This window comes from Shinella agrisoli (assembly GCF_046557955.1).
In the GTDB taxonomy this organism is placed as follows: domain Bacteria; phylum Pseudomonadota; class Alphaproteobacteria; order Rhizobiales; family Rhizobiaceae; genus Shinella.
The window spans coordinates 1-13,172 of record NZ_JBJIEP010000032.1 but is presented as its reverse complement, the minus strand read 5'-3'; the positions used below and the strand labels follow the sequence as shown (position 1 = coordinate 13,172).

General features: G+C 68.4%; 10 protein-coding genes. All 10 read left to right on the top strand.

Going from position 1 to position 13,172, the window contains the following annotated elements; all coding sequences use genetic code 11:
- Positions 1 to 519: 519 nt before the first annotated feature.
- The 10 genes from ACIIOY_RS24150 (at position 520) to ACIIOY_RS24105 (ending at position 13,008) form a co-directional block, all read left to right on the top strand.
- Complete coding sequence (locus ACIIOY_RS24150; RefSeq protein ID WP_411037229.1) at positions 520 to 1,170, top strand: DUF2291 family protein; 651 nt, start codon at positions 520 to 522, stop codon at positions 1,168 to 1,170.
- Positions 1,167 to 2,708 (top strand): sugar ABC transporter ATP-binding protein, encoded by a 1,542-nt coding sequence (locus tag ACIIOY_RS24145; protein ID WP_411037228.1) that lies wholly within the window; start codon positions 1,167 to 1,169, stop codon positions 2,706 to 2,708. Before ACIIOY_RS24150 ends, ACIIOY_RS24145 begins: the two co-directional genes overlap by 4 nt.
- A gap of 12 nt (positions 2,709 to 2,720) precedes the next feature.
- Positions 2,721 to 3,761: an ABC transporter permease gene (locus ACIIOY_RS24140; RefSeq protein WP_411037227.1), complete on the top strand. Its 1,041-nt coding sequence runs from the start codon at positions 2,721 to 2,723 to the stop codon at positions 3,759 to 3,761.
- 117 nt (positions 3,762 to 3,878) lie between these two features.
- Complete coding sequence (locus tag ACIIOY_RS24135) at positions 3,879 to 4,826, top strand: D-ribose ABC transporter substrate-binding protein (protein ID WP_411037226.1); 948 nt, start codon at positions 3,879 to 3,881, stop codon at positions 4,824 to 4,826.
- Positions 4,827 to 4,931: 105 nt separating this feature from the next.
- The gene (locus tag ACIIOY_RS24130) at positions 4,932 to 5,786 is read left to right on the top strand and encodes a DeoR/GlpR family DNA-binding transcription regulator (RefSeq protein WP_411037225.1); all 855 of its coding nucleotides are present in this window, start codon (positions 4,932 to 4,934) and stop codon (positions 5,784 to 5,786) included.
- A gap of 67 nt (positions 5,787 to 5,853) precedes the next feature.
- A complete protein-coding gene (locus ACIIOY_RS24125; protein ID WP_411037224.1) occupies positions 5,854 to 7,377 on the top strand; it encodes an FGGY-family carbohydrate kinase in 1,524 nt (507 codons plus the stop codon).
- A gap of 14 nt (positions 7,378 to 7,391) precedes the next feature.
- Positions 7,392 to 9,065 carry a glycerol-3-phosphate dehydrogenase/oxidase gene (locus tag ACIIOY_RS24120; RefSeq protein WP_411037223.1) on the top strand — a complete coding sequence of 558 codons (1,674 nt, stop codon included), beginning with the start codon at positions 7,392 to 7,394 and terminating at the stop codon, positions 9,063 to 9,065.
- 141 nt (positions 9,066 to 9,206) lie between these two features.
- On the top strand, positions 9,207 to 10,907 hold the full coding sequence (locus tag ACIIOY_RS24115) for a dihydroxyacetone kinase family protein (protein ID WP_411037222.1): 1,701 nt from the start codon (positions 9,207 to 9,209) through the stop codon (positions 10,905 to 10,907).
- A gap of 238 nt (positions 10,908 to 11,145) precedes the next feature.
- Positions 11,146 to 11,973 (top strand): phosphogluconate dehydrogenase C-terminal domain-containing protein, encoded by an 828-nt coding sequence (locus ACIIOY_RS24110; protein WP_411037221.1) that lies wholly within the window; start codon positions 11,146 to 11,148, stop codon positions 11,971 to 11,973.
- A gap of 93 nt (positions 11,974 to 12,066) precedes the next feature.
- The gene (locus tag ACIIOY_RS24105; protein WP_411037220.1) at positions 12,067 to 13,008 is read left to right on the top strand and encodes a D-ribose ABC transporter substrate-binding protein; all 942 of its coding nucleotides are present in this window, start codon (positions 12,067 to 12,069) and stop codon (positions 13,006 to 13,008) included.
- The last annotated feature ends 164 nt before the right edge of the window (positions 13,009 to 13,172 follow it).

The following is a 13,172-nucleotide window of genomic DNA, read 5'->3' as shown; positions in this document are numbered from 1 at the left end:
CGTTTTAAGCGATGCCGTCTGCGGTGTTCTTGCGCCGCTGTGGCCGCGAGGCGAGCTTTTACGGGTCGGCGCGCAAAGTGCATCTCACAATTTATCATTTAAAGGCATATGCTTAATATAAATCTTCGTCCGCTGTTCAGGTTGCCGGTACACGTGGAGACTTAAACGGCCGGGCGGGATTTCTTTCTGTCGGTTGCAGTCGGATCGGAATGGAAAGGTGCGGGAAGAGGCCTGCACGAGGAAAAAAGGTCGATTGACAGCCCGTGTTAATTTAACATATATGTTGGGACATATAACACGCTTATATCGCAATTGCGAAGATGTGTGCAATGCAGCGCCAGCAGGTGAGGAGACCGGTGCCGGCGCGATCCATGGGAGGTCGTCATGACAAGTTCTGTGCGGAAGGCAGCGGCGCCCCTCGGCGGCAGCGTGCCGAGATCCGCGGGCGTGCCCGCCTCGCCGGCTCCCTGCCGGCGCTCCCGCTGAAGCTTTCCCCGTTCAATCGCAAGGCCAACAGACATGACCGACATCACGCTATCGAAGTCGCCCCAGCCCGCGCGGTCCTATCGCTGGATCGGCGTGGCCGCCGCCGTCGTGCTGGTCGGCGCCATGGCGCTCGACACGACGATCGTGCGCATCGGCTCGGAGAACGACGTGCGCGTCCAGAAGTTCTCGCCGGAAGCCTACGGCGCCGAGCAGTTCCCGGTCATCAGGCAGAGCGTCGAGGCGCGCGCCGTCGATGCGGCCGAACTGGCGCAGGCGATTGCGGCCGACAGGAAGGCGGCGAGCGAGAAATACGGCGTAGCGACCTCCGCCGGCCCGGTCATCCCGGTCAAGTTCACCGGCGTCGTCGGCGAGCGCAAGGCGAACTACAACGTCGTCGCCGTCGAGGGGCTGCCGGAGGAGCTGACCGTGCGCGTGCAGACCGGCCCGGCGCTCAACGGCACGGACCTGCGCGATGCGACCGGCCAGATCGAGTTCGGCCAGTTCAAGAACCAGATCGAGTACCAGGACGCCGGCTCGGCCATCAACAACGAGGTCAAGAAGGTCGTCCTCGGCGGCATCGACCCGGCGGCGCTTTCCGGCAAGACCGTGACGGTCGTCGGCGTCTTCAAGCTCGTCAACCCGAAGAGCTGGATCGTCACCCCCGTGAGGCTCGACGTCCAATGAACGTGCATCCCGGCTCCGGTCAGAAGGGGGAAGTCGTGCTCGCCGCGCGCAACGTGGCGAAGTCCTACGGCAGCATCCATGCGCTGAAGGGCGTCAACTTCGACATTCATCGCGGCCAGGTGACGACGCTGTTCGGCGAGAACGGCGCCGGCAAGTCGACGCTGATGAAGATCCTGTCCGGCGTGGTGCAGCCGACCTCCGGCGAAATCATCCTCGATGGAGAGCCCATCGTGTTCGCGTCATCCTCCCAAGCACGCGATCGCGGTATCTCCATCATCCATCAGGAGCTCAGCCTCGCGCCGAACATGAACGTCCGCGACAACATCTTCATGGGTCGCGAGATCATGACGGCGACGGGCGTGGACTTCGCCGAGGAAGAGCGCCAGACGCGCCTCCTGATGGAGGAACTCGAAGAGGACATCGATCCTCTCACCCCCGTCGAGGACCTGCGCCTCGGCCAGCAGCAGATCGTCGAGATCGCCCGCGCGCTGTCGGTCAATTCGCGCATCCTGATCATGGACGAGCCGACTTCGGCGTTGAGCGCCTCCGAGGTCGAGGTGCTGTTCAAGGTCATCCGCGACCTCACCGCCCGCGGCGTGTCGATCGTCTACATCTCGCACCACCTCGAGGAGGCCCTGCAGATCACCAACCACGCGGTGGTGCTGCGCGACGGCACCATGACGGCCTATGCCGAGCGCAAGGACATCGACCTCGAATGGATCGTCCGCCACATGGTCGGCGACAATTTCGACCTCGGCTCGCCGCCCGTGGGCTACGGGAAGGGCGACGTCGCGCTGTCGATCGAAGGGCTGACGGTGCCCGATCCCGCCGGCGCCGGCTATTCGGTGGTCGACGGCCTCTCGCTCTCGGTGCGCTCCGGCGAGATCGTCTGCATCTACGGCCTCATGGGGGCAGGGCGCACGGAGCTCCTGGAAACGGTCGCCGGCCGCCTCAAGCCCTCCGCCGGCAAGGTCGTGCTGAAGGGCAGGGACATCACCGGCCAGTCGATCGCCGATTGCATCCGCGACGGCCTCGTGCTCGTGCCGGAGGACCGGCAGCGCGACGGCCTCGTGCAGACCATGACCGTCGGCCGCAACCTGTCGCTCGCCAGCCTTAGCGCCTTCACGCGCGGCCTCTTCACCTCCGCCTCGCGCGAGGCGGGGCTCGTCGGCGAGGCGATCCGCACGGTGCATATCAAGACGGACGGCGGCGGCGCGCCGATCGGCTCGCTCTCCGGCGGCAACCAGCAGAAGGTGGTCATCGGCAAGATGCTGGCCACCAAGCCGCAGGTCATCCTGCTCGACGAGCCGAGCCGCGGCATCGACATCGGCGCGAAGGCCGAGGTCTTCCGGCTGCTCGCCGAGGGCGCAAGGCAGGGGCTCGCCGTCGTATACACCACCTCCGAGGTCGGCGAGTGCCTCAGCATCGCCCACCGCATCGTCGTCATGCGGCGCGGCCGCATCTCCGCGGAATTCGGTCCCGACGCGACCAAGGAACAGATCATGGCCGCCTCGGGCGAAGCCGTGCATGCCCATTAGGAGCGCTGAAGCATGTCAGTCACACCCGCAATCGACACGAAGGCAGCGGCGAGCGGCGGCAAGCGCAAGAAGAGCTTTGTCGAGCTTCTGTTCGAAGGCCGCGCCTTCTTCGCGCTGATCGCCATCGTCGTCGTCTTCTCGCTGATGTCGCCGAACTACTTCACGGTGAACAACTTCCTGATCATGGCCTCGCATGTCGCGATCTTCGGCCTCTTGGCCATCGGCATGCTGCTGGTCATCCTCAACGGCGGCATCGATCTTTCCGTCGGCTCGACGCTCGGCCTTGCCGGCGTCGTCGCCGGCTTCCTCATGCAGGGCGTCACGCTGCCGCAGCTCGGCGTGATCCTCTATCCGTCGGTCTGGGTCGTGGTGGTGCTGACCTGCCTGCTCGGCGCCGTCGTCGGCGCGGTCAACGGCGTCCTGATCGCCTATCTGCGCGTGCCGGCCTTCGTCGCCACGCTCGGTGTGCTCTATGTCGCCCGCGGCATCGCGCTCCTGATGACCAACGGCCTCACCTACAACAACCTCGGCGGCCGGCCGGAGCTCGGCAACACGGGCTTCGACTGGCTCGGCTTCAACCGGCTGGCCGGCATCCCGATCGGCGTCATCGTGCTCCTCGTCTTCGCGCTCGCCTGCCATGTCCTGCTGACGCGCACGGCGTTCGGCCGATGGCTCTATGCCTCGGGCGGCAACGAGCGCGCGGCCGAGCTCTCCGGCGTGCCGGTCAAGCGCGTGAAGATCACCGTCTACGTGCTTTCCGGCATCTGCGCGGCGGTCGCGGGCCTCGTGCTCTCCTCGCAGCTCACCTCGGCCGGCCCCACCGCGGGCACCACCTACGAGCTGACGGCGATCGCCGCCGTCGTCATCGGCGGGGCGGCGCTGACGGGCGGGCGCGGCACGGTGATCGGCACCATGCTCGGCGCCTTCGTCATCGGCTTCCTGTCGGACGGCCTCGTGATCATCGGCGTCTCGGCCTACTGGCAGACGGTCTTCACCGGCGCCGTGATCGTGACCGCCGTTCTGTTGAACAGCATCAAATACGGCCGCCGCTGAGAAGCGGCGACCGACTGGAACTGACTGCGGCCGGGAGAGGCGGACCATCGAGTGGCCCGGCAGCGGAAAGTATTGCCGACAATCGGCGCAACCGGACTCAACAAAGGGAGTGAGATCATGTTCAAAAAAGGAATGCGTGTACTCTTCGCTGCAACCGCGGTCGTGCCGCTGCTGTTCAGCTCGGCGTGGGCCGAAGGCCTGATGACGATCATCGTCAACGATCCGTCCAACCCGTACTGGTTCACGGAAGGCGAGGTCGCCAAGGCCACCGCCGAGAAGCTCGGCTATACGGCGAACGTCGCGGCGCACAAGGGCGACACCAACACCGAAAGCAACCTGATCGATACGGCGATCACCAACAAGTCGGTCGCCATCATCCTCGATCCGGCCAATGCCGACGGTTCCATCGGCGCGGTCAAGAAGGCCGTCGCCGCCGGAATCCCGGTCCTTCTCGTCAACGCCGAGATCAACCAGGAAGGCCTTGCCAAGGCGCAGCTCGTCTCGAACAATGCCCAGGGCGCCGCGCTCGGCGCGCAGCAGTGGGTCGAGGCGGTCGGCGACAAGGGCAAGTATGTCGAGCTCTTCGGCGCGCCGGCCGACAATAACGCGGCGACGCGCTCGAACGGCTACGAGACCGTCCTGACGCAGTATCCGGACCTCGAGAAGGTCGGCCGCGAAGTGGCCGACTGGGACCGCACCAAGGGCCATGCCAAGATGCAGTCCCTGCTCCAGGCGAATCCCGACATCATCGGCGTGATCAGCGGCAACGACGAAATGGCGCTCGGCGCCATCGCCGCCCTCAAGGAGGCCGGCAAGCTCGACCAGGTGAAGGTCGGCGGCTTCGACGGTTCGCCGGATGCGGTCGCCGCCATCAAGGCGGGCGAATTGCAGTACACCGTTCTCCAGCCGGTCGCCGTGTTCTCGGAAGAGGCGGTCAAGCAGGCCGACAACGTCATCAAGACGGGCAGCACGGGAGCGGCGAGCGAAAAGCAGCTCTTCGATTGCCTTCTGATCACCAAGGACAATGTCGACAAGTACACCGCGCCGTTCGTTCTCAGCGAGTAAGCAAGACCGGGGGCGCCCGTCGAGGGCGCTCCCGACCTCAACCCGGTCCAGCTTGGCATTTTCCTTGCCGCCCGATACGAGATACGAAACCTCTATCCTCGAAGCATGGCAGGGTCTCACGTGAACAGGAAAGTCGACGTCAAGGATTTGCTTTCGGAAGAATTGCCGAGCGACAGCCGGCATGCGCGCCAGCTCGTGCGCCGCCAGATGATCGCCGAGACGGTGATCGCCGAAGGATCGATCCGCATAGAGGACCTGACCGAGCGTTTCGGCATCAGCCTTATGACGGCGCACCGCGATGTCGACGAGCTCGTCAGCCGCGGCCTCTTCCGCAAGACGCGCGGCATCGTCTCGGCGGCGCCGACGAGCCTCATCGAATCCTCCGACGCCTACCGCGCCACGCGGCAGGCGAAGGAGAAGAAGGCGATCGCCAGGGCGGCCATGCAGTTCGTCGAGCCGGGCCAGGCGATCTTCATGGACGACGCCACGACCGTGCACGAGATGACGAGGTTCCTGCCGGCCAAGGTGCCGCTGACGGTCATCACCAACTCGCTTGTCCTCATCAACGAGCTGAAGGAGGTGAGCGACCTCAACCTCATCTGTCTCGGAGGGCAGTTCTACAATTGGTGCAACGCCTTCATGGGGCACATCACCACCAACGAGATCCGCCGCCTCAGGGCCGACACCGTGTTCATGTCGCTGTCGGCGATCGTCGACGACGTCGTCTATCACCAGTCGCCGGAGACGGTGGCGACCAAGCGGGCGATGTTCGAAAGCTCCGCGAGGCGCGTGCTTCTGGCGGACCACACCAAGTTCGAGCGGCGCGCGCTGCACCACTTCGCGACGCTCGGCGAGTTCGACGCGGTCGTCGTCGACGAGGATATTCCGATCTCCCACCTGTCGCGCATGCGCTCGAAGGGGATCAACGTGGTTGTGGCGGACGGGGAGCGGTCCGGCTGAGGCTTCCGCCGCCGCGGATGCCCCGATGCCGGTTCCGGTCGCCATTCGCCCGAGAATGGAGGCAGGAATGCCCTGCATCATGGGTATAGACAGCGGCCTGACGGTGACAAAGGCCGTCATCTTCGACGCGGACGGAACGGTGCTCTCCATCGCGCGCCGGCGCGTTCCCCAGCTGATCCCGGCGCCGCAGCATGTCGAGCGCGACATGGACGGCCTCTGGGCCGCGACGGCCGACGCCATCCGCGAGGCCGTCGCCGCCTGCGGCCGCCCGGCATCGGACATCGCCGCGATTGCCGCGACGGCCCACGGCGACGGCATCTACCTGCTCGACGGGGCCAAGAGGCCCCTCGGCCCCGCCATCGTCTCGCTCGATACCAGGGCGGACGCGATCGCCGACGCCTGGAACGCGGACGAGGTCGGCGCGCTGTCGCTGGAACTGACCGGCCAGCGGCCGCACGCCTCCGCGCCCTCCGCCATCCTGCGCTGGGTCCGTGACCACCAGCCGGAGCGCTATGACCGCATCGCCCATTTCATCGCGGCGAAGGACTGGCTGCGCTTCTGCCTCTGCGGCACGATCGGCACGGACCGCACGGAGGCGAGCACCTCCTTCACCGATGTGAGGACGCAGGACTATGCCGGGGACGCCTTCCGCCTCTTCGGGCTGGAGCGGCTCGCCGGCCGCCAGCCGCCGATGGCGGGATCGACCGAGGCCGTCGGCGGGGTGACGGCCGGAACCGCGCGCCTCACCGGCCTTGTCGAAGGCACGCCGGTGATGGCGGGCCTGCACGACGTCACCGCCTCCGCGCTCGGCATGGGCGGCTACGGCGAGGGCGTGGTGGCGGTCATCGCCGGCACCTATTCGATCAACGAGACGGTGTCGCGCGCGCCCAGGGTCGACGGCCGCTGGTTCTGCCGCAACGGCATCCTTCCCGGCGAATGGAACAACATGTCCATCTCGCCCGCCTCGACCGCCAATTACGACTGGTTCATCGACCAGTTCTGCGCCGGCGAGGCGCGGCAGGCCGAGGCCTCCGGCGAGAGCATCCACGCGATCGTCGGCCGCGCGTTCGAGGCCGCGCGCCGGCGTGCCTCCGGCGTCTTCTTCCATCCCTATCTCTTCGGCTCGCCCTTCGGCGGGGCCTCCAGCGCCGGCTTCTACGGCCTCAACGCCTGGCACGACCGGGGCGACCTGGTGCGCGCGGTGCTGGAGGGCATCGCCTTCAACCACCGCGTCCATGTCGATGCGCTGCGCGACGGCTTCGCCCCGGCCGCCGCACGCCTGACGGGCGGCGTCTCGCGCAACCCGGCCATGGCCGGCCTGTTCGCCGACATCCTCGGCCTGCCGGTCACCGTCACGCGCACGGAGGAGGCGGCCGCCTGGGGCGCGGCGCTGTGCGCCGGGGCGGGCGCGGGCCTCTTCGCATCGCCCACCGACGATCCGCGCGACCTCGCGTCGATCGAGGCCACCTACCGGCCGGACCCCGACCGGCAGCGCGCCTATGACGAGAAGTACCGGGTCTTCCTCGATCTCGCCGAGGCCATGAAACCGCTCTGGCCGGCGCTCCGGCGTCTCGGCGGCGCGGCGCAATAGCAGGAATATCTCCCATGACAGAAGCGACAGCCGGCACCGTCGAGACCTTCGACGTCATCATCCTCGGCGCGGGCATCAACGGGGCGGGGCTCTTCCGCGATCTCTGCCTCCAGGGCCTGAAATGCCTGATCGTCGACAAGGCCGATTTCGGCTCCGGCACCAGCGCCGCGCCCTCGCGCCTCATCCACGGCGGCATCAAGTATCTGGAAACCGGCGAGCTCGGCCTCGTCGCCCAGTCGACGCTGGAGCGCAACCTGCTCCTGCGCAATGCGCCGCACTGCGTCGAGCCGCTGCCGACCTTCATCCCCTCCTTCTCGCTGATGAAGGGCGCTTTCGCGGCGCTTCGCACGCTGTTCGGCTCCACAACGGCGCCCCGCAGCCGCGGCGCGGTGCTCATCAAGATCGGCCTTGCGCTCTACGACCTCTACGGCGCGCGCCACCGGGTGATGCCGAAGCACCGCTTCATGTTCCGTCGCAAGGCGCTCCGGGAGATGCCGGCGATCACGCCCCGCATCGTCGCCGGCGGCATCTACTACGACGCCAGGATCAGCCGGCCCGAACGGCTGGTCTTCGAGCTGGTGCGCGACGGCCTCGACGCCAGCCCGCAATCGCGCGCCATGAACGGCACGACGCTGCTCGGCCGGGAGGAGGGGGTGCTGCGCCTGCGCGGCCCGCGCGGGGCCGAACGGCCGGTCCGCGCCGGCATCGTGGTCAACGGCGCCGGCCCCTGGATCGACCGCGTCAACGCCACGCTCGGCGTTCCCGGCAGGCTGATCGGCGGCACGAAGGGCTCGCATATCCTGCTGCGGCATCCCGAACTCGTCGAAAGCCTCAAGGGCCGCATGATCTACTTCGAGGCGGACGACGGGCGCATCTGCCTCGTCTACGACTATCTCGGCCTCGCGCTGGTCGGCTCCACGGACATCAAGGCCGACGATCCGGAGACGGTGCGCTGCGAGGAGGAGGAGATCGACTATTTCCTCGCCAGCCTCCGCTCGCTCCTGCCGGGCCTTGCATTCGACCGCGGCCAGATCGTCTATGCTTATAGCGGCATCCGCCCGCTGCCGGCCTCTGACGCCAGCCAGCCGGGCCTCATCAGCCGCGACCATTCCGCGCCCGTGGCCGAGCCCGCTGAAGGCCGGCCGTTCCCGGTCATCTCGCTCGTCGGCGGCAAGTGGACGACCTTCCGCGGCTTTGCCGAGGAGGTGGCCGACACGATCCTCTCCCGCATGGGGCGCAGCCGCAGGACGAGCACGCAGATGCTGCCGATCGGCGGCGGGCGGGACTTTCCGGCGGACGCGGCGGCAAGGCGCGCCTGGGTCACGGAGCGGGCGGCGAAGAGCGGCCTGCCCGCAGCTCGCGTCGAGGCGCTTCTTGCCCGCTACGGGACGACCGCCGATGCCATCCTCGCCCACATCGAGGCAGGCGGCGATGCGCCGCTCGCCCATGTCGAGGGCTACGGCCGTGCCGAGATCGACTGGATCGCGCGCAACGAAATGGTCGAGCATCTTTCCGACATCGTCATGCGCCGCACGACGCTCGCCATCGAGGGCAGGCTGACGGCTGCGGGCCTTGACGAGATCGCCGCCGTCGCCGCGGCGGCGCTCGGCTGGGACGAGGCGCGGCGGGCGGAGGAGGTCGCCGCCGTCGCCGCGCAGCTGACGGCCTTCCACCGCGCGAGCCTTTGATGCCTTTCGCAGGAGCGCCGCGTGCCCGCACGGACGCGCAAGGGACGCGCTGCATATCTGGATCGGGCGGCAAACCTTTGCCCTTTTCTCGGCCCGATCCATGTTGCATCTTCCCAGGCGCATCGCCCTGGGAGGAAAGCCATGACCAAGATCGTCGATGATGCCGAAACCTTCGCGTCGTCCGCGTTGGCGGGCTTTTCCCGGGTCTACGGCCGGTATGTGCGGCTGGTGAAGGGCGGCGTGGTGCGCGCCACCGCGGTGCCGCGCGGCAAGGTGTCGGTCATCGTCGGCGGCGGCTCCGGCCACTATCCGGCCTTTGCCGGCTATGTCGGCCCGGGCATGGCCGATGCGGCGGTGGCCGGCGAGATCTTCGCCTCGCCCTCGACGGCGGCGGTCGCCCGCGTCTGCCGCAACGCCGACCATGGCGGCGGGATCCTGCTCGGCTTCGGCAACTATGCCGGCGACGTGCTCAACTTCGGAGTCGCGGCCGAGCGGCTGCGGGCCGAGGGCATCGACGTGCGCATCGTCACCGTGACGGACGACGTGGCGAGCGCCCCGGCGGACCGGCAGCTCCAGCGCCGCGGCATCGCCGGCGATTTCGTCGTCTTCAAGGTGGCGGGCGCGGCGGCAGAGGCGGGCCTGCCGATCGACGCGGTCGAGCGCGTGACGCGGCATGCCAACGCCCGCACCTTCTCCTTTGGCGTCGCCTTCGGCGGCTGCACGCTGCCGGGCGCGCGCGAACCGCTCTTCACCGTGCCGAGGGGGCAGATGGCGCTCGGCCTCGGCATCCACGGCGAGCCCGGCATCCGCGACGCGCAGATCGTGCCGGCGAGCGATCTCGCCAGGCTGCTGGTGGAAACCGTGCTCGCCGAGCGGCCGGCCGGCGCGCGCCGCGCAGCCGTGCTGCTCAACGGCCTCGGCGCCACCAAGTACGAGGAGCTCTTCGTGCTCTGGGGCGCGGTCGAACGCGAGCTTCAGGGCGCCGGCGTGGAGCCCGCCGCGCCGGAGGTCGGCGAATATGTCACCAGCCTCGACATGCAGGGCTGCTCGCTGACGGTCATGTGGCTCGACGAGGAACTGGAGCGCTATTGGCTCGCTCCCTGCGACACGCCCGTCTTCCGCCGCGGCGAGACCTTCCGCACGGAGCCGGCGGCCGTCACGGCGGGCGACGGGGACGAGGCACCGGTCTTCGGGGCCGCGTCGCCCGCCGCGCGGGAGGGCGCCCGCTGCCTTGCGGGCATCCTCGACGCCATGGTCTCGGCCCTTGGCGAGGCGGAAGACGATCTCGGCCGGATCGATGCCGTCGCCGGCGACGGCGACCACGGCCAGGGCATGCGGCGCGGCGCGAGTGCCGCCCGCGAGGCGATCCGCCGGGCCGTCGCGGAGGGCGCCGGCGCCCGGAGCGCGCTGGCGGCGGCAGGCGATGCCTGGGCCGACCGGGCCGGCGGGACCTCGGGCGCCATCTGGGGCCTGCTGCTCCGGTCCTGGAGTTCGGCCCTTTCCGACGAAAGGGCCCTGGACGACGCCGCCGTCGTCCGCGGCGCGCGCGCCGCGCTCGACGACGTCATGCGTCTCGGCGGGGCCAGGCCCGGCGACAAGACGCTGGTCGATGCCTTCGTGCCCTTCGTCGCCGCGCTGGAGACCGCGCGGGCGGACGGCTTCTCCCTGAAGGAGGCCTGGCGGAGGGCGAGCGCCGTCTGCGAGGCGGCCGCGCAGGCGACGGCGCCGCTCGCGCCGCGGCTCGGCCGCGCCCGCCCGCTGGCCGAGCGCAGCATCGGCCATCCCGACGCCGGCGCCGTCTCGCTCGCCCTGATCGCCAGGACGGTCGCCGACCGGCTCTGACATCCACCGAAGCCGCCGACAATCGAGCACATCTTTCCATGGTCGTTCCCCGGCCCGGACACCCCGTGCCCGCAGAGCGGAACGTTTTCAGTTCCGCCTGGACATCCACACTGTGACGATCAGATAATTATTGACATGTCATACCAGTTAGGAAATATAGGCCCACGCCGGCCGACCGGCGAGGAAAGTTTCCGGCTGGGCGACGTTGGGTCCGGCCGCCGCATTCAGGGAGGTCTCGATGACATCGATCGCGCTGTTCGGTGCCGGTGGCAAAATGGGCTATCGGCTCGCCAGGAATCTCAAGGATTCGCGCTTCGATGTCCGGCATATCGAGGTGAGCGAGGCGGGCAGGGCGCGCCTTGCCGACGATCTCGGCATAGAATGCGTGTCGGCCGAAGCCGGCCTTGACGGCGCCGACGTCGTCATCCTCGCGGTCCCGGATACGGCGATAGGCAAGGTCGCGGCCGGCATCGCCGACAGGCTGAAGCCCGGCACGATGGTCGTCGCGCTCGATGCCGCGGCCCCCTTCGCCGGCCACCTGCCGGAGCGCGCGGACCTCACCTATTTCGTCACGCATCCCTGCCATCCGCCGATCTTCAACGACGAGACCGATCCGTCCGCCAAGCGCGACTTCTTCGGCGGCATCGCCGCCAGGCAGCACATCGTGTCGGCTCTCATGCAAGGCCCCGAGGAGGCCTATGCCCTCGGCGAGGAGATCGCCAGGATCATCTGGGCGCCGGTCATGCGCTCGCACCGCGTCACGGTCGAGCAGATGGCGCTGCTGGAGCCGGGTCTTTCCGAGACGGTCTGCGCCTCGCTGCTCGTCGTCATGCGCGAGGCGATGGACGAATGCGTCAGGCGCGGCGTGCCGAAGGAAGCCGCCCGCGACTTCCTGCTCGGCCACATGAACGTGCTCGGCGCGGTGATCTTCGAGGAGACGCCGGGCGTCTTCTCCGATGCCTGCAACAAGGCGATCGAGTTCGGCAAGCCGGTGCTCATGAAGGACGACTGGAAGCGCGTCTTCGAGCCCGAGGAAATCGCGGCGAGCATCCGCCGCATCACCTGATGCGCGGCGCCGGGCGCCGCACGAGAGATTGCACCGGGCCGGCCATGTTCAATGGAGGAATGGCCGGGACCGGTGCCTAACCGGGAGGAAAAGATGAAGGTTACCCGTAGACTGATCACGATCGGTTTTGCCGCCGTCATGGCCGCAGGCGTCGCCATGCCGGCTTTCGCCGCCGATCTCATCGCCATCATAACGCCTAGCCACGACAATCCGTTCTTCAAGGCGGAGGCCGTCGGCGCGGAGGCAAAGGCCAAGGAGCTGGGCTACGAGGCGCTGGTGCTCGTCCACGACGACGACGCCAACAAGCAGTCGCAGCTGATCGACACGGCCATCGGCCGCGGCGCCAAGGCGATCATCCTCGACAATGCCGGTGCGGACGCGTCCGTTGCGGCCGTCCAGAAGGCCAAGGACGCCGGCATCCCGTCCTTCCTGATCGACCGCGAGATCAACGCCAGCGGCGTCGCCGTCTCGCAGATCGTCTCGAACAACTATCAAGGCGCGCAGCTCGGCGCCGAGGAGTTCGTCCGGCTGATGGGCGAGAAGGGCAACTATGTCGAGCTGGTCGGCAAGGAATCCGACACCAATGCCGGCATCCGCTCCAAGGGCTACCACGACGTCATTGACGAATATCCGGACATGAAGATGGTTGCCCAGCAGTCGGCCAACTGGAGCCAGACGGAGGCCTATTCCAAGATGGAGACCATCCTCCAGGCCAATCCGGACATCCAGGGCGTGATCGCCGGCAACGACACAATGGCCATGGGCGCCATCGCGGCCCTGCAGGCGGCCGGCAAGAAGGACGTGATCGTCGTCGGCTTCGACGGCTCGAACGACGTGCGCGACTCGATCAAGGCCGGCGGCATCAAGGCGACCGTCCTGCAGCCCGCCTACGCCCAGGCGCAGCTCGCCGTCCAGCAGGCGCACGACTACATCACGACCGGCAAGGCGCCGGCCGAGGAAAAGCAGCTGATGGACTGCGTGCTGATCACCGCCGACAATGCCGACAAGCTCGAGACCTTCGCGCTGAAGGAATAGTCTTCGAGGACCGCGGGCGCGGGGGGGGGGGGGGGGGGGCCCTCCCCCCCCCCCCCCCCCCCTCCCCCCCCCCCCCCCCCCCCACACCCCCCCCCCCCCCCCCCCCCCCCCCCCCCCCCCCCCCCCCCCCCCCCCCCCCCCCCCCCCCCCCCCCCCCCCCCCCC